The sequence below is a fragment of the Actinokineospora diospyrosa genome, from assembly GCF_024171925.1.
GTDB lineage: Bacteria > Actinomycetota > Actinomycetes > Mycobacteriales > Pseudonocardiaceae > Actinokineospora > Actinokineospora diospyrosa.
The window spans coordinates 1-19513 of sequence record NZ_JAMTCO010000026.1 but is presented as its reverse complement, the minus strand read 5'-3'; the positions used below and the strand labels follow the sequence as shown (position 1 = coordinate 19513).

The 19513-nt window shown below is 70.7% G+C and carries 17 protein-coding genes; 4 read left to right on the top strand and 13 right to left on the bottom strand.

Annotation, left to right across the window (positions count from 1 at the left end; all coding sequences use genetic code 11):
• Positions 1-96 precede the first annotated feature (96 nt).
• From LV75_RS34580 to LV75_RS35765, 3 genes are read left to right on the top strand one after another with little or no spacing between them, the layout of a single operon-like run.
• Complete coding sequence (locus LV75_RS34580) at positions 97-1152, top strand: GDSL-type esterase/lipase family protein (RefSeq protein ID WP_253891763.1); 1056 nt, start codon at positions 97-99, stop codon at positions 1150-1152.
• 21 nt (positions 1153-1173) lie between these two features.
• A complete protein-coding gene (locus LV75_RS34575) occupies positions 1174-1443 on the top strand; it encodes a YkvA family protein (RefSeq protein ID WP_253891762.1) in 270 nt (89 codons plus the stop codon).
• Between the two features lie 23 nt (positions 1444-1466).
• The gene (locus tag LV75_RS35765; RefSeq protein WP_253891761.1) at positions 1467-3386 is read left to right on the top strand and encodes a tetratricopeptide repeat protein; all 1920 of its coding nucleotides are present in this window, start codon (positions 1467-1469) and stop codon (positions 3384-3386) included.
• Here the strand turns inward: LV75_RS35765 and LV75_RS34565 are convergent.
• The 4 genes from LV75_RS34565 to LV75_RS34550 form a co-directional block, all read right to left on the bottom strand.
• On the bottom strand, positions 3359-3808 hold the full coding sequence (locus LV75_RS34565; protein ID WP_204454281.1) for an Lrp/AsnC family transcriptional regulator: 450 nt from the start codon (positions 3806-3808) through the stop codon (positions 3359-3361). The two genes, LV75_RS35765 and LV75_RS34565, sit on opposite strands and share 28 nt — an antisense overlap.
• Entirely contained in the window at positions 3805-4941 is a 1137-nt protein-coding gene (locus LV75_RS34560; protein WP_253891760.1) for a M24 family metallopeptidase, read from the bottom strand. The genes LV75_RS34565 and LV75_RS34560 overlap by 4 nt, the downstream gene beginning before the upstream one ends.
• A gap of 565 nt (positions 4942-5506) precedes the next feature.
• Entirely contained in the window at positions 5507-6724 is a 1218-nt protein-coding gene (locus LV75_RS34555; protein WP_253891759.1) for an MFS transporter, read from the bottom strand.
• Positions 6721-7287, bottom strand: coding sequence for an ArsR/SmtB family transcription factor (locus LV75_RS34550; RefSeq protein WP_253891758.1), 567 nt, complete (start codon positions 7285-7287; stop codon positions 6721-6723). The genes LV75_RS34555 and LV75_RS34550 overlap by 4 nt, the downstream gene beginning before the upstream one ends.
• Positions 7288-7360: 73 nt before the next feature.
• Between LV75_RS34550 and LV75_RS34545 the strand changes: the two genes are divergently transcribed.
• Positions 7361-8284 carry a 5'-3' exonuclease gene (locus tag LV75_RS34545; protein ID WP_253891757.1) on the top strand — a complete coding sequence of 308 codons (924 nt, stop codon included), beginning with the start codon at positions 7361-7363 and terminating at the stop codon, positions 8282-8284.
• 1078 nt (positions 8285-9362) lie between these two features.
• On the opposite strand, the gene LV75_RS34540 is transcribed toward LV75_RS34545, so the two are convergent.
• From LV75_RS34540 to LV75_RS34500, 9 genes are all read right to left on the bottom strand, one after another.
• Positions 9363-10577 (bottom strand): GNAT family N-acetyltransferase, encoded by a 1215-nt coding sequence (locus LV75_RS34540; protein ID WP_253891756.1) that lies wholly within the window; start codon positions 10575-10577, stop codon positions 9363-9365.
• Between the two features lie 32 nt (positions 10578-10609).
• A complete protein-coding gene (locus LV75_RS34535; RefSeq protein WP_253891755.1) occupies positions 10610-11269 on the bottom strand; it encodes a DUF4333 domain-containing protein in 660 nt (219 codons plus the stop codon).
• A gap of 148 nt (positions 11270-11417) precedes the next feature.
• A complete protein-coding gene (locus LV75_RS34530; RefSeq protein WP_253891754.1) occupies positions 11418-14180 on the bottom strand; it encodes a DEAD/DEAH box helicase in 2763 nt (920 codons plus the stop codon).
• A 226-nt stretch (positions 14181-14406) separates the two neighbouring features.
• Positions 14407-15288: a diacylglycerol/lipid kinase family protein gene (locus LV75_RS34525; RefSeq protein ID WP_253891753.1), complete on the bottom strand. Its 882-nt coding sequence runs from the start codon at positions 15286-15288 to the stop codon at positions 14407-14409.
• Between the two features lie 204 nt (positions 15289-15492).
• Positions 15493-16413: a twin-arginine translocase subunit TatC gene (gene tatC, locus LV75_RS34520; protein ID WP_253891752.1), complete on the bottom strand. Its 921-nt coding sequence runs from the start codon at positions 16411-16413 to the stop codon at positions 15493-15495.
• A gap of 104 nt (positions 16414-16517) precedes the next feature.
• Positions 16518-16835 carry a Sec-independent protein translocase subunit TatA gene (tatA, locus tag LV75_RS34515; RefSeq protein WP_253891751.1) on the bottom strand — a complete coding sequence of 106 codons (318 nt, stop codon included), beginning with the start codon at positions 16833-16835 and terminating at the stop codon, positions 16518-16520.
• Positions 16832-17077 (bottom strand): bacteriophage holin, encoded by a 246-nt coding sequence (locus tag LV75_RS34510; protein WP_253891750.1) that lies wholly within the window; start codon positions 17075-17077, stop codon positions 16832-16834. The genes tatA and LV75_RS34510 overlap by 4 nt, the downstream gene beginning before the upstream one ends.
• Before the next feature lie 63 nt (positions 17078-17140).
• Positions 17141-18115 carry a helix-turn-helix transcriptional regulator gene (locus tag LV75_RS34505; protein ID WP_253891749.1) on the bottom strand — a complete coding sequence of 325 codons (975 nt, stop codon included), beginning with the start codon at positions 18113-18115 and terminating at the stop codon, positions 17141-17143.
• On the bottom strand, positions 18112-19092 hold the full coding sequence (locus tag LV75_RS34500) for a helix-turn-helix transcriptional regulator (RefSeq protein WP_253891748.1): 981 nt from the start codon (positions 19090-19092) through the stop codon (positions 18112-18114). The genes LV75_RS34505 and LV75_RS34500 overlap by 4 nt, the downstream gene beginning before the upstream one ends.
• Positions 19093-19513: the final 421 nt, after the last annotated feature.

Sequence of the window (19513 nt, the reverse complement as noted above, 5' to 3'; positions counted from 1 at the left end):
CCAGTACGAGCGGCTTCCCGCCCGCGCGCCCAGGAACCACGCGGATCACCGATCCCACGCACCAGACTTACAGGACAGCGCCTAGACTGGGCGGTGATGCTGCGACGGTACCGATTCCACGCCGCTGTCCTGTTGCTGGTGCTCGTGCTGGCGAGCGCCGTCCTGATCGTCCTGCCCGGACCGGCCCCCGCGCCGTCCCCGCCGACCGGGGTGCCCCGGGTGCTGGTGGCGATGGGCGACTCCACCATTTCGGGTGAGGCGGCTGGCGACTACGAGCCGGGCACCGACGGCACGGACGGCGACTGGTGCCACCGCTCCCGCGCCGCGTCCATCCACCACACCGGACTGCGCTCGATCGACGAGACGATCAACCTGGCGTGCTCGGGGGCCCCGTCCGCGCAGGTGGGCCTGGGCGAGGCGGTGCAGTACACCGAGGGGTCGCAGGCAGCCCGGCTCGGCGCGCTGGCCCGCCAGAAGCGCGTCGTGGCGATCCTGGTCGCGGTGGGGGCCAACGACGACCCGGCGTTCTCGCACGTGCTCGACAGTTGCCTGCAGGCGTGGCTGGACCAGGCGAAGCGGGCGTGCTCGGAGTCGGTGGGCAGCCAGTGGCAGGAGCGGGTGGACAAGATGGTGCCCAAGGTGGTCGCCGCCCTGTCCGACATCCGCTCGGCCATGTCCGGCGCCGGCTACCAGAACACCGACTACCACCTGGTGCTGCAGTCCTACGCGGCCCCGCTCAGCCCGGACGTGCGCCCCGGCCTGCGCAACCTCAACGGCTGCCCGTTCCGCGAGGCCGACCTGCGCTGGGTCCGCGCCGAGGCCGTCCCGCGGATCACCGAGGGCATCCAGCAGGCCGCCCGCACCACCGGCGCCCGCCTGCTCGACGTCTCCCGCTCCGGCGTCGGCCGCGAGGCCTGCTCCCACGACGACCCCGCCCAGGAGTGGTTCAGCCGCTTGTCGGTCCGCTGGAACGACCTGGGCAGCGACGACCGGGCCTCACACGCCCTGCAGGAGTCGTTTCATCCCAACGCGGCTGGGCACCTTCAGTTGGGTCGCTGCTTCGGCGAGTTCCTGGTGACCGACGCCCGCGCGGCGGCGTGCCTACCGGGGGCGGACGGGGACCTGCACGCGGCTACGACCATCGGGCCGTGATTGTGGCTGTGAGGGGGCGGGGTGGACTCGTTATGGACCTGGCTGGGTCTTCTGGTGGTCGTGCTGGTGCTGATCGCGGTGGTTCTCGTGGTCATGCTGGTCCGCAAGCACCGCCGGGTGCACCAGCCCGACACGCCGGTGCCGACGAAGGTGGCGTACTGGCTGTCCCTGGCGTACACGGCGTTCCCGATCGACGTGCTGCCTGACCCGGTGTACTTCGACGACATCGTGGTGCTGACGAGCGGGCTGATCTACGTGAGCACCTCGCTGCGGCGCAAGGACCGCAAGTAGGGCGTCCGCCGTACGATGTGCGGGTGTCGACAGAGAACCGGGCGCGGGATGCGGTAGCGCAGTTCCGGGACAACTCGGGCCAGTTCACGCTGGTCCAGCACGCGGCGCCGGGTCCGCTGGGCAAGGTCGCCGGGCAGGTTGTTACGGGCAAGGTGCCTCGACAACCGCAGGCGTTCCGGGTGCCGGCGAAGCTGGACGAGCTACGGGCGGTGGCGGCGAGTGGGGTCGCTGTTGTGGTGGCGGTGACGGGGCAGCGTGGGGTGGGGAAGACGCAGCTGGCTGCGGAGTACGCGCGGGAACGGGTGGCGCAGGGGTGGTTGGTGGGGTGGATCGCGGCGGAAACCAGCGACAGCCTGACCACTGACCTGCTGGGGCTGGCCGATGCTCTGGGGCTTCGTGGGGACGACGAGCCGCTGGAAGTGGTGCTGCGGAGGCTGCACAACCACCTGAATGCCCATACCGAGCCAGGCCTGCTGGTGTTCGACAACGTGACCGATCCTGGGGCGGTCGCGGACTACTTGCCTGTGGCCGGGTCGCTTCAGGTGATCATCACCAGTACGAGCACGGACACCCACAACCTCGGCACCGCTGTTTCGGTCGATGTCTTCGCCCCGGACACAGCGGTGGCGTTCTTGATCGCACTCACCGGCATCGACGATCCGGCTGGAGCGGCTGAGGTCGCCGCAGAGCTGGGGTACCTACCCTTGGCACTCGCTCTCGCTGGCGCCCGCATCCGCGATCACGAACGCGACTTCGCCGCTTACTTGAGCCATCTCAACGACACGACGCTGGATCACCTGACGCCGCCTAGAGGTCACGCTTACCCGACCGGCTTGGCCAAGGCGATCTCGCTCAGCGCTGCTCAAGTGGAGGCGGAGCATCCGCACGCCCGGCTCCTCTTGGACGCCTTGGCCCTACTCTCACCTGACGGCGTCCACCGCGACTTTCTCGACACCCTGCTACCCACTCGGGACGCATTGCTCACCACCGCAGCCGCCCTGCGCCGAGCCTCTCTCATCGACTACGCGGGCGAAGACGGCAACACACTTATCATGCACCGCCTAACGCAGCGAACTCTGCGCGAGGGCAACAGCTCGATGGAGGACACCGCAGCTCAGATCACCGAAGTCCTTAGCCGACACCTGCCAACAGAAGAACAGGCGTGGCAACATCGCGACATCGGCACTGACCTAGCTCGCCAGGTCACCTCTATCACTCTATTCAGCCCCGTAGCCCTTCAATTAGCCAACATGACGATCTACTTTCTTGACACTACCGCCAACCCCGCAACAATCGCTTATGCCGAGGCTACGCACGCCCATTACCGACACCATCTCGGCGACAGCAACCCCGATACTCTCAAGTCAGCCAACAACCTCGCCGGCACCTACCAATCCGCAGGCCGCCTAAGCGAAGCCGTCATACTCTATGAACAAACACTCAACACCCGCCGCGAAACCCTCGGCAACAACCACCCAGACACACTCACGTCAGCCAACAACCTCGCTGGCGCCTACGAATCCGCAGGCCGCCTAAGCGAAGCCATCGCACTCCACGAACAAACACTCAACACCTTCCACGAAACCCTCGGCAACAACCACCCAGACACACTCACGTCAGCCAACAACCTCGCTGGCGCCTACGAATCCGCAGGCCGCCTAAGCGAAGCCATCGCACTCCACGAACAAACACTCAACACCTTCCACGAAACCCTCGGCAACAACCACCCAGACACACTCACGTCAGCCAACAACCTTGCTCACGCCTACAAAGCTGTAGGCCGAATCAACGAAGCCGTGGCGCTTTATCGCCAAGCCTCAGAAGTATCCGAGAGCACTCTCGGCCCAGACCACCCATGGACGTTGTCCATCACGAAGAACTACGCAGTGGCGTTAGCGGAACTGAAGGCGCGTGATCAGAGCGCCGGGGAGCGGCCCTCGTAAGGTGTCGACAGTACGACCGTTGTTCGGGTGGAGACCTTGGCTGATTCGCGGATCTTGCGGAGCAAGTCTTCCAGGTCAGCGGGCGAGGCCACTCGGACCAGGAGGACGTAGGACTCGTCGCCAGCCACCGAGTAGCAGGACTCGATCTCGCTGATGTGCTGTAGCCGCTGCGGATAGTCGTCGGGTGCGGCTGGGTCGATCGGCGTCAGTGAGATTAAAGCCGTCAGAGGCAACCCGATGGCCTCGGCGTCCAAGCGGGCTGAGTAGCCGCGGATTACCTCGCGCTGCTCAAGGCGGCGAACGCGTTGGTGTACGGCGGAAACGCTCAGGCCTACGCGTTCGGCGAGGTCGGTGAAGCTGCGTCTGCCGTCGGCGGCGAGTTCTCGGACTATGGCCTTGTCGATCGGTTCCAGTTCGCTCATCCGGGGAGCACCACGAGCTCGTGCGGCTGGTTGTTGACCGACTCCACGCCGTCCTCGGTGACGATGACGATGTCCTCGATGCGGGCGCCCCAGCGGTCGGGCAGGTAGATGCCCGGCTCGACGCTGAAGGCCATGCCCGGCTCGAGGACCAGGTCGTTCCCGGCCACGATGTACGGGTGTTCGTGCACGTCGAGGCCGATGCCGTGGCCGGTGCGGTGGATGAAGTACTCGCCGAAGCCCGCGTCGGCGATGACCTGGCGGGCGGCGGCGTCGACGGACTCGGCGGTGACACCGGGGCGGACGGAAGCGACGGAGGCGCGCTGGGCGGCGGCGAGGACGGCGTAGGTCTCGGCGACGTCGGCGTCGCGGGGGTCGCCGACGGAGTAGACGCGGGTGCTGTCGGAGTTGTAGCCGTCGGCGGTGGAGCCGCCGATGTCGATCACCACGACGTCGCCGGTGGTGATCACGCGGTCGGACAGGCTGTGGTGCGGGCTGGCGCCGTTGGGGCCGGAGCCGACGATGACGAACTCGACCCGGGCGTGGCCCTCGGCGACGATCGCAGCGGCGATGTCGGCGCCGACCTCGGCCTCGGTGCGGCCCGGGCGCAGCCACTCACCGATCCGGGCGTGCACACGATCGATCGCGGCACCGGCGACGCGCAACGCCTCGACCTCGGCCGCATCTTTGCGCATCCGCAGCTCACGGAGCACCGGACCGGCCAGCACGTGCTCAGCACCGGGCAGCGCCGCACGCAGCGGGAACGCGTGCAACGCGGGCAGCACGTCGCCGACCGCGACCACCGACGGCGCACCGAGCGCACCCGCGACCAGCGCGTACGGGTCCTCCCCGTCGACCCAGGTCGCGAGCCGGACACCGAGCGCCTCCAGCGGCACACCGGCGTACCCGGGCGCCTCCAGCTTGGGGACGACCAGCACCGCTTCCTCAGCGTCGGCGGACACGACCAAGGCCGTGAGCCGCTCGAACGAGGACCCGGACCCACCGATCAGGTACCGCAGATCCGACCCCGGCGCGATCACCAGGGCGTCAGCGCCCTGCGCGGTGGCGGCGTCCCGGGCGCGCTGGAGCCGGGCGCGCAGCAGGTCGGGGTCGGCGGAGGTGGTCGTGGTCGACATACCCCGCAGCCTAGCGTCGTTCCCAGACCGATTCAGCCGGGTCCACGACTCGGGTCAGCGCCAGAGCCTTTGCGCCCGCCCCCGCACAAGTCGAAGGAACCACCTGCCCGATCAGGCACAACCCCAGGCGCCGATGCCCACTGCTCGATGGTGCGGACTTCCTTTGCGTGGGGGGACAGCACCCGTAGCCTCGTCGGCGGCTGGCTGGGCCGTCCCTTTGGCCCCCAGCATTTGAGCCCAGCACGGGTGCTGTAGGGGCCCCGCGCAAAGGAAGTTCGCCCCATCGAGCCTCACCGCACACCCTCGACCAACGGCCCAACCAAGATCAAACCGCGCTGAGCAGCCCCCGATATACAGCCTGCCAGAAAGCACCGACAGAACCCGAGCTCGACCGCGCAGGGCTGTGGACAACTCGCTCGCCGGGCACGTCAGCCGCCAGGACGGCTCACCCAGAGCAGCCACGCTGTCGAGCGGCTCAGCCGCCGGACCAGTTCAACCCTCAGGGCGGCCAGGCGTCGGGACCTGGCACAGCTCGACCGCCAGCCGGTTCCATCGTCTGGGCGGCTCAGACGGTCGCCAGGGCGCGGCGGTCCATTTGTCGCCAGGTGGGGAACACCAGTGGGCACAGGGTCGCCGCGAGGTAGAGCGTCGCGCCCGCCCAAAGAGTCGGCACCAGCCCAAACCCCTCGACCGACAAGCCCGCCAACGCCGCGCCCAAGGGCATGCCGCAGTACGCCCCCGCGTACATCACGCCGAAGACCATCGGCAGCACCGCTTCGGGCACCCGTTCGTACTGGGTCACCCCGAGCACCGGATTGATCGCGCCGACACCGAGGCCCAGGACCGCCCACAGCACCAGCACCACCGGCAGCGGCGCGCCCATCGCCAGCACGACGAACCGGGGGGCGCCGCTGAGCAGGAAGGCGAACGCGAACGTCAGCCTGCGGGGCAACCGGGGTCCGGCCCAGGCGAAGGCGAGCGACCCGGTGAGCGCGGCGGCGTTGAACACCCCGGACATCAGGCCCAGCGCGATGCTGTTGTGCAGGACGTCCTTGGCGAACACCGGCATCAGGACCGAGAAGAACGCGGCGTCGAGCAGGTTCGTCACCGAGATCATCGCGACGATCCCGCCCATGAGCCGGTCTTCGCGCAGGTAGGCCAGCCCGCGTCGCATGCGGGTCAGGTAGCTGCCCGGCTCGGTCTCGCTGTCACCACCGACCGCGGGGACGAGCAGGCGGATCAGCAGCGCGGAGCCGAGGAACGTGCCCGCGTCCACCAGCAGCACCGACTGCGGTCCGATCACCGCGATGAGCACCCCCGCCAGCGGCGCCCCGAGCATCCGCGCGCCCCTGGACACCCCGTCGTAGCCGCTCGCGGCCCGCTCCCCGCTGACCCCGGTCGACGCGATCAGCCCCGGCATCATCGACTTGCGCGCGGTCTCCCCCGGCGCTCCCGCCATACCCAGCGCCACGGCGAGGACGAGCAGTGCGCCGAACGGCAGCCCGACCGTCGCGTGCAGCAGCGGGATCGTCGCCACCACCGCTGCGGCGACCAGGTCCGACGCCACGCTGACCGCGCGCCGCCCGAAGCGGTCCACCACCGGTCCGGCCAGCAACGCCGCGATCACGGTGCCGACGACCTCGGCCCCGGCGGTGAGCCCGGTCTTGGCGGCGCTGCCGGTGGTGGCGAGCACGAACCACGGCACCGCCAGCATGGTCATGATCGACCCGCACGCCGACAGGGCGTTCGCGGCGAGCAGCGCGATCAGCGGCAGCCGCCTCACGTGTCCTGCCCGGAGGGGAACATCTGGACCTGGACGGTGACGATCTCGTCGCCCTCGGCCGGGTCGCGGTGGTAGCGGTTGACGAGCTCGTTGACCTCGACGGCGAGTTGGCGCAGTTCCGCCGGGGTCAGCGACATCCGCCAGTCCGACAGCTCGGAGACGTGCCGCCAGGCCTCGGGCAGGGCGTGGCGGGTGCGCGCGTACCGGGTGGAGCGCTCGTAGCCGAGGTCGATCAGGGCGGTGAGGAAGGTGCCGTAGGCGTCCTGGGTCTCCGGGTCGTCGGGCATGGCGTGCGAGACGACCTGGGTGACCTCCTGCGCGGCGCGCCACCAGCGCTCCCGGCGGTTGCCGCGCTCGGTGTCCTCCTCGATGAACCCGGCGTCGGCGAGTTGGCGCAGGTGCCAACTGGTCGTGCCGGAGCTCTCGCCCAGGCGCGCGGCGAGGCCGGTGGCGGTGTTCGGGCCGTGCGCGCGCAGCACGCCCAACATCCGCATCCGCAACGGGTGCGCGATGACCTTGAGCGTCTCCGCGCCGACCCGGTTGTACCGCGGTGTCCTCGCCATGGCCGCGACCGTACAACCGCAGAGGAAAATTTGCAAAGGACTCTCTGCGGTCCGATGTGGCAGGCTGGCCCCCGTGAGCGGACCCCTCGTGCTGCTGGACTCGGCGAGCCTGTACTTCCGGTCGTTCTTCGCGCTGCCGGAGTCGATGACCTCACCGGACGGCGTCCCGGTCAACGCCGTGCGCGGGTTCGCCGGGATGATCGCCCAGATCCTCACCGACCGGCACCCGGCGCGGCTGGTGGCCTGCCTGGACGCCGACTGGCGGCCCGCGTTCCGGGTCGAGGCGATCCCCAGCTACAAGGCGCAGCGGGTGGCCGACCCGGCGGTCAACGCCGAGGAGGTGCCCGACACGCTCACCCCGCAGGTGCCGATCATCATCGACCTGCTCGACGCGCTGGGCATCGCGACCGCCCAGGCCGCGGGCTACGAGGCCGACGACGTCATCGGCACCCTGGCGCACCGCGAGGCCGCCGGTCCGGTCGAGATCATCACCGGCGACCGCGACCTGTTCCAGTGCGTGCGCGACGAACCCACCCCCGTCCGCGTGGTCTACGTCGGCCGCGGCTGGTCCAAGGCCGAGGAGATCGGCCCCCAGGAACTGGCGACCCGCTACGGCCTGCCCGCCGAGGGCCTCGCCTACGCCGACATGGCCGTCCTGCGCGGCGACCCGTCCGACGGGCTGCCCGGCATCACCGGCATCGGCGAGAAGACCGCGGCGAAGCTGATCACCAAGTTCGGCTCCCTCGCCGCCCTGGTGGAAGCCGCCGCCGCGGGCTCCAAAGACGTCCCCCTCAAAGTCCGCGACGCCTTCACCCACGACGCCGACTACCTCGCCAAGGCCCCCCTGGTCGTCCGAGTAGCCACCGACGTCACCATCGAGGCGACCGGCACCCCGGAGGTCCCGCACGCCGTGGACCTGGACCGGGTGCGGCACCTGCAGGAACGCTGGGCCCTCGGATCCGCCGTGGACAGACTCCTCAAAGCCCTCGGCGCCTAAGCCCCTCCCCCACCTTCCCCTCCCCGCACACGCGGGTCGGGGGCGCAGCCCCCACCCTCACCGGGGGGCGACCCCGGTGCCAGTCTACCGGGCCCCACCGACAGTGGATCTTGAACGGCGGCCCTGAAGATCCACATGTGGATAACTTTTGTCGCTGGAACGGGTGAATATCTCGCCGAAGCGGCGGCCTTGACCTGGGGAAACGCGCGATTGGCCGTCGAGGGAAGGCGCTAGCGACCAACTTCCCCGGCGCGTGATCAACTCGGGCCGGACGCGACCGATCTGCCGTGCAATCACGCCCCGGAACGGCCCCTCGCCGACAATCCGGCAGCCCAAGAACCTCCCCCGCCCGCTCCCCCTGCGCGCGGGTCGGGGGCGCAGCCCCCACCCTCACCGGGGGGCGGCCCCAGGGCCAGTCTACTAGGCCCTACCGACAGAGGATCTTGAAAGCGGGCCCCAGAAGATCCACATGTGGATAACTTTTGTCGCTGGGATGGGTGAATGTCGGCGCGGGGTGGGGGCGCTGACCTGGGGAGAGACGAGCGATGGGCGACTTGCGGCCGAGGTCGGGCGACGGCTGATCAACTTCGGGGTCGGGCGGGACCTTGGCGTGGGAATCGCTGGGAGTCGGGCAATGCGGGAGCCGATAGTCCACCTGCTCGGGCGCTTGCGCGGCCATCTGTGGAGTCGTACAAGGTCGGATCAAGGCAGGGGGGCACGCCAGACCGCGGTCGCCAGCGGGTCGACCAGAGCGGGGGTGCGCAACACGGACCTCAGAGCTTGGCCAGGCGGCGTTGTCAGAACTCCAAGCGACCTGCGCCGCGAAGTTCGCGCCCGACCCTAAGACCCGCCCCGCCAACTCCCCCACGCGCGCGGGTCGGGGGCGCAGCCCCCACCCTCTCCGGGGGGCGGCCCCAGGGCCAGTCTACTAGGCCCCACCGACAAAGGATCTTGAAAGCACCCCCGCGAAGATCCACATGTGGATAACTTTTGTAGCTGGAACGGGTGAAAGAAGGGCCGGGCACCGTCCTGTTCGGACTCAGGTCGATGCCACGAAGAAGGCGAGACAAAGAGATCGCTAGAAGAACGTCCCCGACCAAGAAGCCTCGCGCACCGCGAACACCGCGTCCGCACGCGCAGCCGCTCCAGGGACGAGTTCGCGCAAGCGGCCAACGTCAGCGAGGGATTGGGGGCGCCAAGTGCCGAGGTAGAGCATGGCCAGCACAGCGACGTCCAGGGATAGCTCGGCTGGGGCGGTTGTGCGGGTCGCGCCGTCCGCGGTGATTCGGTAGTGGCCGGAGTTGGTGGGGAGCAACGGGTCTTCGACCGCTATGACCACCGAGCCTGGGCCGTATTCGCGGGCCGCCAACGCCCGGGGGACGTCCACCAGGCGCAGCCACAGGTCCGAACGGGACTCGCGGGAGGTGATCGCCCGGGAGTCGACGAGCAGTTCCTCGACCGGTTCGTCGGTGGGCCTGGCCCACACGGTGACCTCGTCGACGAGGTCCACGCCGAGGAGGAAGCGCCAGAGGCCGTACAGGGCGTCCGGGGTGGTGGCGACGAAGTCCTCGACGGCGAGGGTCGCGTTCGTGCCGGGTGCCGCGCCCTGCGTCGGGCGGTACATGAGGTAGCCGTCGTCGCCGGTGGGTCCACTGTGGACGGCGAGGATGATGTGCTCGGCGGCGGCGAAAGCGCGTTCGTAGAAGACCGTCCACCAGTACTGCGGTCGCGCGATCGTGCCCGGCCTGCGGCGGCCTTCACGCTCGTAGATGCCCGGCATCACCGCCAGCGCCTCGTCCGGCTCGACCAACCGCACCTGGCCGCCCGACGGGGCCTCCGGTCGGAAGGCGGCGTTCTTGGGCGAGGCCACCACTTTGGCGCCGCGGGTGGCCAGGCCGTAGCCGAAACGGCCGTAGATCACCGGTTCGGTCGGGCGCAGCGCGGCGAACACCTCTCCGCGCTCGGCGGCGTCGATCAACTGGTGGCGCATCAGCTCGCGCAACACCCCGCGGCGGCGCTGGTCCGACCGGACGCCGACCCGGGTCACCGCGGCCATCGGCAGCACGCCGCCGCCGGGGACCAGCAGGTCCGAACTCCACGCGAAAGCCGTGCCCGCCAAGGTGTCCCCGCGGAACGCGCCCAGGGTGCGGCCGGGCTCGTAGGACTTGCGCCCCACCGCCCACTGCTCGTCGGTCACCGGGAGGGCGTGCAGGGCGGCGCGGAACAGACCTAGCGACTCACGCCACTGGGCCTCGTCAAGGGTGCGGATCTCGATGTCGGACACACGCCGCATCCTGCCCCGAGATCGGGCCGAAAGCGACCGGGTTACCTGTCGGCGGGCGGCGCCACTTCGTACTCGCCGTTGGTGTTGCGCACGGTGATCGTCACCGTCTTCTTCTCCCCGCCGATCACGACCTCGCAGGGGAACTGGTTGTCCTTCTTGACTTCCTGGTCCGCCGGGCACGAGACGGACTCGACGCCCTCGATCCGGTACTTGTCGGTGAGGATCATCTTCACGCCGTCCTGCATGGCGCTGACCTCGAAGACCTTCTTGGTGAACCAGCCGGGCGTGATGAACCCCAGCACCGCCACCGCGCCCGCGATGACGACCACCGCGGCCACCAGCACCCAGATCCAGGCGCCGCCGCCCTTCTTCTCCTGCGGCGGCAGGCCCGGGTACTGCTGGTACTGGCCGAACTGCTGCGGTTGCTGACCGCCGTAGCCCGGGTAACCCGGCTGCTGCGACTGCTGGCCGTAGCCGTACTGCTGCTGCGACGGGTCGCCGTACTGCGGCTGCTGCTGGTTCGGGTCACCGTAGGGCTGTTGCTGCCCGTAGCCGGGATACCCTTGCTGCGGCTGCTGCTGCGGGTACCCCTGCGCGGGGAACCCACCCGACGGGGGGCCGGGAGGCTGTCCGTAGGGCTGCTGCTGACCCCATTGCTGCGGGTCCTGCTGCCCACCGGACGGCCCGTAGGGGCTGCTCATCACTCGCCTCCGCCAGATCTGTGGCCGTCGACGCTGTGCGCCGCTGCTGGAGTTAACGCTGCACACCACTCGCGGGCGATCAAACCACAGTGAGCCGGTACCGCCACACCCAGCCCGGGTGGTGAACCGGGAACATCCGGCCGCCCGCTCACGCGGTCGCCAGGGCGATGACACCGCGGCGGATCCCGCGCACCGCCTCCGCGGCCGCCTTGCCGACCGGGTCGTCGGACCCGACCACGTTCTTGATCTGGTCCAGCAGGTCGATCACCTGCCTGCACCAGCGCACGAAGTCACCGGCGGAGAGCTCCTGGCCAGCCGAGTCGGCCGCGGTGATCACCCGCTCCAGCGACTCGCCGCGCACCCACCGGTAGACCGTCCAGGCGAACCCGGCGTCGGGCTGGCGGGTGCGATCGAGCCGGTGGTGGCGCTCGTCGGCCTCCAACTCCGCCCACAGCCTGGCCGTCGCGGTCATCGCGTCGGTGACCGCGCCACCGGGCACCCGCGCCTCGACCGCCCCGTCCCGGCGCGCCTCGTAGACCAGCGACGACACCACCGCGGCGAGCTCGGCGGCACCCAGGCCGCGCCACACGCCGTGGCGCAAGCACTCCGCCGCCAGCAGGTCGGACTCGCTGTAGAGGCGCGCCAACCGCTTGCCGTGCTCGGTGACCGCCTGCTCGCCGTCCTCGCCCGGCGCCAGGTAGCCCCGGTCGGCCAGCAGGCCGCGGATCCGGTCGAACGCGCGGGCCAGCGAGTGCGTCGTCGCGGCGACCTTGCGCTCCACCTGCTCGGTCTCGGCCAGCAGCCGGTGGTACCGCTCGGCCCACCGCGCGTGCGCCTCCCGGTCCTGGCAGCCGTGGCACGGGTGCGCCCGCATCGCCCGGCGCAACGCGGCCAACTCGGCGTCGTCGTCGGACCCGGAGCGCCGCCGCGACCGCGCGGGCGCCTCGATCCCGGCGTCGCGCACCGTCGTGGCCAGGTCCCGGCGCGACTTCGGCGAGCGGATGTCGACCTGCTTGGGCAACCGGATCCGGCCCAGCGCGGCGACCGGCGCCGGGAAGTCCGACACCGACAGCCGCCCGGCCCACCGGTCCTCGGTGACCACCAGCGGCCGCGGCTCACCCATCGAGTCGAGCCCGGGGTCGACCACCACGGCCAGCCCCGACCGGCGCCCCGCGGGTACCGCGATCACGTCGCCGCGGTGCAACTGCTCCAGCGACTCCGCCACCTCGGCGCGGCGCGCGGCGCTGTTCTGCCGCGACAGCGCCTTCTCCCGGTCGCCGAGCTGCCTGCGCAGCGCCGCGTACTCGGCGAAGTCGCCCAGGTGGCAGGTCATCGACTCGGCGTAGCCGGCGAGCGCCTCCTTGTTGCGGTCCAGCTTGCGCGAGAGCCCCACGACCGAGCGGTCCGCCTGGAACTGGGCGAACGACTGCTCCAGCATCTCCCGCGCCTGCTGGGCGCCCAGGCGCTCCACCAGGTTGACGGCCATGTTGTAGCCCGGCCGGAACGACGAGCGCAGCGGGTAGGTGCGGGTCGAGGCCAGCCCGGCGACCTGCTTGGGGTCCACGCCCGGCTGCCACAGCACCACCGCGTGGCCCTCGACGTCGATCCCGCGCCGCCCGGCGCGCCCGGTCAGCTGGGTGTACTCCCCCGGCGTCAGCTCGACGTGCGCCTCGCCGTTGTACTTGACCAACCGCTCCAGCACGACGGTGCGGGCGGGCATGTTGATGCCCAGCGCCAGCGTCTCGGTGGCGAACACCGCCTTCACCAGACCGCGGACGAACAGCTCCTCCACCGTCTCCTTGAACGCGGGCAGCAGCCCGGCGTGGTGCCCGGCGAACCCGCGCTCCAGCGCGTCCTTCCACTCCCAGAACCCGAGCACGGCCAAGTCGGCGTCGGGCAGGTCCTTGGTCTTGGCGTCGACGATGCGGCGCACCTCGGCGACCTCGTCCTCGGAGTTGAGCCGCAGCCCGGAGCGCACGCACTGGGTCACCGCCGCCTCGCAGCCCGCCCGGCTGAACACGAACACGATCCCGGGCAGCAGCCCGGCCGCGTCCAGCCGCTGGATGACCTCGATCCGCGACGGCGGCTTGAACCTGGGCCCGCGCGCACCCGCCGCCCGGCCGCCCTTGGCCCGCGGGTTGTGCCACGGGGCGTGCACCCGCCCGACCTCCTCGGTGCGGCGCACCAGCTGCGGGTTGATCCGCGCCTCGCCCTCGGGCCCCTCCCCGACGAACAGGTCCAGCAGCCGACCGCCGACCAGCATGTGCTGCCACAGCGGGACCGGCCGGTGCTCGTCGACCACGACGGAGGTGTCGCCGCGCACCTCGACCAGCCACTCGCCGAACTCCTCGGCGTTGCTGACCGTGGCCGACAGGCTCACCAGGTTCACCCACTCCGGCAGGTGCAGGATCACCTCCTCCCACACCGCGCCGCGGAAGCGGTCGGCGAGGTAGTGCACCTCGTCCATGACCACGTACCCGAGCCCCTCGAGCGCCGGGGACCGCGCGTAGAGCATGTTGCGCAGCACCTCGGTGGTCATCACCACGATCGGCGCGCTGCCGTTGACGGCGGTGTCCCCGGTCAGCAGGCCGACCGACTTGGGCCCGTAGCGGGCGGTCAGGTCGGCGAACTTCTGGTTGGACAACGCCTTGATGGGCGTGGTGTAGAAGCACTTGCGGCCCTCGCCGAGGGCCAGGTGCACGGCGAACTCTCCGACCACCGTCTTGCCTGCCCCGGTCGGCGCGCACACCAGCACGCCGTGGCCCTCCTCCAAGGCCGCGCACGCCCGCTCCTGGAACGGGTCGAGGTCGAACGACAGCTCGGCGGTGAACTCCGCCAGCTTGGGATTTCTGCTGCGCGCCCGGGCCGCGGAATACGCCTGCGCCGGAGAGCGGGATGAACTGGCGGACACGTCGCCAAGACTTCCACATCAGACCGACACTCGTCGCGCGAACTTCCGGGGTCGGCCCACGCCGGGATCAGCGCACTGCCCCGGTCGGCCCATCGGCCCGCCCGCTGTGCTGTCTCCCCCGCCCACCACGCGCTGCTGTCCGCCCGCCCACCACCCGCTGCTGTCCGCCCGCCCACCACCCGCTGCCGTCAGCCCACCCACCGGGCGGGCTGATCCTGGTCGGCCGTCAGGCCAGCACGGTCAGCGCCCCCGGCACGCAGTCGACCACGACCGGCAGCGGCCCAAGCCGCTCGCCGTCGGCGTAGGACACCCAGCCGTTGTCCGCTCCGAGCTCGACCCGCCGCGCGCGCAGCGTCCGGACGAAGGGGTGCCGCACGTGGTCACCGGTGCGCAGCGTCGGCAGGATCCGCAGCAGGTCCAGCCTGCTCGCCTTGCCGACGACCGTCACGTCCAGCCACCCGTCGGCCGGGTCGGCGCCCGGGCAGACCGGGATGCCGCCGCCGTAGTACCCGGTGTTGCCGATCGCGACCATCGTCGCGTCCAGCTCCAGCCGCTCGCCCTCGGTCTCGACGACCAGCCGCTGGTGCTTGAGCGCCGCCAGTTCGGCGACGATCGCCAGGTCGTAGCGGCGCCGACCGTGCGGCCAGCGCATCCGGTTGACCCGCTCGTTGACCGCCGAGTCGAACCCGGCGCACAGCACGCTCCCGAAGTACGGCCCGCCGTCGAGCTTGCCCAGGTCGATCCGCCGCCGCGTGCCGTTGACCAGCGCCTTGGCGACCGCGTCGGCTGCCGGGACCGGGTCGCCGGGCAGGCCGAGCGCGCGGGCCAGGTCGTTGCCGGTGCCCGCCGGGACGATCGCGAGGTCCACACCGTGCTCGGCGCAGAACTGCACGCCCTGGTGCACCGACCCGTCGCCGCCGAGCACGACCAGCAGGTCCAGACCAGCGTCCTTGGCCTGGACCATCAGCGCCCGGGACTCCTCGACGGTGTCCGCCGAGACCACCGTCAACTCGTCCACAACGGGCCGGATCCGCGCCACCACCGCGTCCAAAGCCCTTGCCGCGGCCCCATGCCCCGACCCCGGATGCACCGCCAAAGCAGCAGGCATGCCGCCTCCCCGAAATCTTGACTGTTGGGCGCGTTGAGTGTGACGGCCACGCTTCAGGGTTGCCGTGGCTGGGTGCCGTCACGGTGCCCCTGAGGTGCGGTGCACCGGGGCGCGGGCTGCGCTCAAACTTGGGTCGCCTTGGGAATGACCGTGCCCGGCACTCCGATGTGGAGTGCCGGGCATGGTACCGATCGGATCGACCGGTCAGGTCACGTCGTCGAAGCCGCTGGGTTTGCGGGGTTCGGCGGGTGCCGGACTGGTCTGGGCCACCGGCTCCGCGGGGGGCTCGGACGGCGGGAGCGGGCCGGTGTCGAAGGACATCGGCGTCGCCTCGTCGTCGGCCAGACCCGCGTTCGGGTCCTCCAGCGCCTCACGGCGCTCCTTGCGGCGGTCGTGGATCCGCGACACCTGGATCGCCAGTTCCACCAGGACCGCCATCGCCGCGGCCAGCACCACCATCGAGATCGGGTCGGTGCCCGGCGTCGCGAACGCCGCGAACACGAAGACGCCGAAGACGATGCCGCGCCGCCACTTGCTCAGGTTCTCGTAGCGCAGCACGCCGACCCGGTTCAGCATGATGATCAGCAGCGGCACCTCGAAGCTCACGCCGAAGATCAGCAGCATCACCAGCACGAACGAGATGTACGCCGAGCCGTTGAGCGCGGTGATGAACGCGTCGCCACCGAAGGACACCAGCACGCTGAGGCCCTGCGGGATGACGAAGAACGCCAGCACGCCGCCCGCGATGAACAGGATCGAGGCGAAGAACACGAAGACGGTCGCGAACCGGCGCTCCTTGGCGTAGAGCCCCGGGGTGATGAAGGCCCACAGCTGGTAGAGCCACAGCGGTGAGGTCACCACCATGCCCGCCGCGATACCGACCTTGAACTGGACCATGAACGCTTCGAACGGCTGGGTCTGCAACAACTGGCAGGTGCCGTTCGGGGACAGGCGCACCGTGTCGGGCAGCGCGCAGTACGGCTCGATGAGGACCCGGCTCAGCGAGGGAACCGCGCCGAGGTCGACCTCGAACCAGATGAAGCCGAAGACTCCACCGAGCAGGATGAACAGGACAGCCCAGCCGAGTCTGGTGCGCAGCTCGTACAGGTGATCCTTCAGGGACATCGTTCCGTCGGGATTGTGCCTTCGACTGCGCAGTTTGCGCTTCTCGCGACGGCTTGGCACCCGGCGGAGCGACTCGTCGCTCGCCACCGTGGGGACCGGCTCTCTCAGCCCGCGTTCTTCTGGGCCTGCTGTTGGGAGAGCTTGCGCTGCAGCTCATCGATCTCCGAGCGCATCTGCTCCGGCGACTGCTCCGGCTTGGCCGCGGGCAGCGCGGCGGCGGGCTGGACCACCACACCGGACTGCGCCGCGGGCTTGTCGGCGGCCTTGTCGTCCTCGTCGTCGGCGCGCATGCCCTTGGTCTCCGCCTTCAGGATGCGCATCGACTGCCCGAGGGAGCGCGCCATCGCGGGCATCTTGCGCGCCCCGAACAGCAGCACGACCACCACCGCGATGATCAGGATTTCCCAGGGTCCCAGATTCACGACCGTCCTCCAGTCTCGCCTCGCCCCGCCCATGCTACGCGAGACGAGGGCTTCCGTTGAGCCACCGCGACCCGCAGGCCCGCGGCCCGCGCCCGCAACAGTCCGGTTTCGTCACCGAATGTCGCCTTCGCCGCCGCGAGGACGGTCCGGGTCCTGCCGAGCCCGCGCACCGCGCGCACCGACCACAGACCCAGCAGCACCAGCCCGAAGACGAGCAGCGCGGCACTCGGCAGATAAGGCACGGGCGCACTCTACCGCCAGCCCGGTTACCGACCGCACACCGCGCGACGTGCGCGACGCGAGGTTCAGGTTGCCGCGAGGTGACGGTCCAGCCGCGCCACCGCGGCCGCCGCCTGCTCGCGCACCGCCGTGGCCAGCTCGGCCGGTTCCTCCACCACGACCTCACCGCCCTGGCCGAGCACGAGCCGCACCAGCCAGGAGACGTCGGAGTAGCGCATCCGCACCCGCAGCTTGCCGCCGTCGAGCTCCTCGACGTCCTCCACCGGGTAGTACTCGGAGATCCACCTGGCGTCCGGCCGCAGCACCAGCCGCGCCGAGCGCTGGTCGGGGGCGGCCCGGAACAGGCCCTCGGAGGTGTCGGTCGGCTCGGCGTAGGGCGGCGGGGCGGCTGGCTCGTCGAGGACGACGACCTCGTCGACCCGGTCGAGCCGGAACAGCCGCACCCCGTCGGCGCGGCGGCACCAGGCCTCCAGGTAGCCGCGGCCGTCCACGATCAGCACCCGCATCGGGTCCACGGTCCGCTCGGTCACCTCGTCCTTGGACGCGGTGTAGTAGGAGATCCGCAACGCCCGGACCGCGCGCAGCGCCGACTGCACCACCTCGCGCACCTTGGCCGTCTCGGCGGCCTCGCGGACCCCCAGGCCGACCTCGACCCCGCCGGGCCTGGCCTGCCCCGCGGCCGACTCGATCTTGGCGACCGCGCGCCGGATCGCGTCCGCCTCGGCGACCCCGGGGGCGTCGAGCAGCGCGCGCAGGGCGACCAGCAGCGCGGTGGCCTCGGCGCCGGTGAGCCGCAGCGGCCTGCGCATCCCGGCGTCGAAGGCGATGGTGACGGTGTCCTCGTCGAACGAGATGTCGATCAGGTCGCCGGGGCCGTAGCCGGGCAGGCCGCACATCCAGAGCAGTTCGAGGTCCTTGCGCAACTGCTTGGCGGAGACACCGAAGTCGGTCGCGGCCTCGTCGATCGGGATCCCCGGCCGGGCGAGCAGGTAGGGCACCAGCGCCAGCAACCTCGGCAGCCGCTCCTGGGCAGCGGTCACAGTGGCCCCCTCGCCGCGGCCAGCAGCCGCTCCCGCACCGACTTCGCCAGCACCTCTGGCTCCAGGACCAGCACATCCGCGCCGAACCCGGCGATCCACCCGGCCGCGGTGTCCGGGTACTGCAGGTCCAACTCGACCAGGTCGCCGACGATCCCGTCGACCGAGCGCTCCCCCACGACCCGCGCCCGGCGCCGCAGCCCGGCCCCGCGCCCGGCCGCGATCCACAGCAGCGCGGTCGAGGACTGGGGCGGCTCGGCGCTGGTGTTCGTGTTGGCGACGAACGCCATCAGGTTGACGTCGTCGGGTCTGCGCACCGCGCCGGGCTTGCCGAGCTTGCGCACCTCCCCGACCACGCGCGAGAGCCGGAAGCAGCGCGGCGCGCCCCGGTCCCGGTCGTGCCCCACGACGTACCAGCGGCTGCGCCACGACACGACGCCCCACGGCTCGAGGGTGCGCTCCCGCAGCTCAGCTGGCGAGGGGCGGCGGTAGTCGAAGGCGACGGCCTGCCCGGCCTGCACGGCCGCGAGCAGCGGACCGAAGGCGGGCTCGGTGGTCCGGACCTTGGACTCCACGACGGTTGGCGCGGCCTGGTCCACGTCGACCCCGGCGGCGCGCAGCTTCAGCAGGGCGCCGTGCGCGGCCCCGGTCAGCTCTGGGGAGTCCCACAGCCGGACCGCGAGCGCGACCGCGGCCGCCTCGTCCGGTTCCAGGTCGATCTCGCCGAGCTCGTAGTCCCGGCGGGCGATCCGGTACCCGTCGACGGTGTCGACGACCTTGTTGCGGCCGACCTCCAGCGGTATCCCCAGTTCCCGCAGTTCGGTCTTGTCCCGCTCGAAGGTCCGGAAGAACGCCTCGTCACTGGGCGCGTCGGAGTACCCGGGCACGATTCCCCGGATCTTCTCGGCGCTGAGGTACTGGCGGGTGGACAGCAGGCACAGCACCAGGTTCACCAGGCGTTCGGCGCGTGCGACAGACACGAGCGCACCATATCGCCCCTGCTCCCGGCCGCGGCAGCCGCCACACCCGAACACGCGTTCTAATCCTGGACCACTTCGCTGCGCAGCACCCATCTCACGCTCAGTAGTAACGCGACGCGCTTTGTGTGCACCCCTCCCCCGCGCGACACCCCCTCGCCGCGCGCCATGACCGCCGTCGCAGCGGACACATCGCACTCCCCTTGCGCTCCCCCGTCCCTGCGTTGTTCCGACCACTCCGCCAAGCCCGCCCCGGTCGTGCGCCAACTACCGGTTATCTTGATACTGCATAGCGAATATGCTAGACATGTTAGCTGGCAACCGTTCGGCAGCGCCCAGCGCCCAGCGCCCAGCGCCCAGCGCCCAGCGCCCAGCGCCCAGCGCCCAGCGCCCAGCGCCCAGCGCCCAGCGCCCAGCGCCCAGC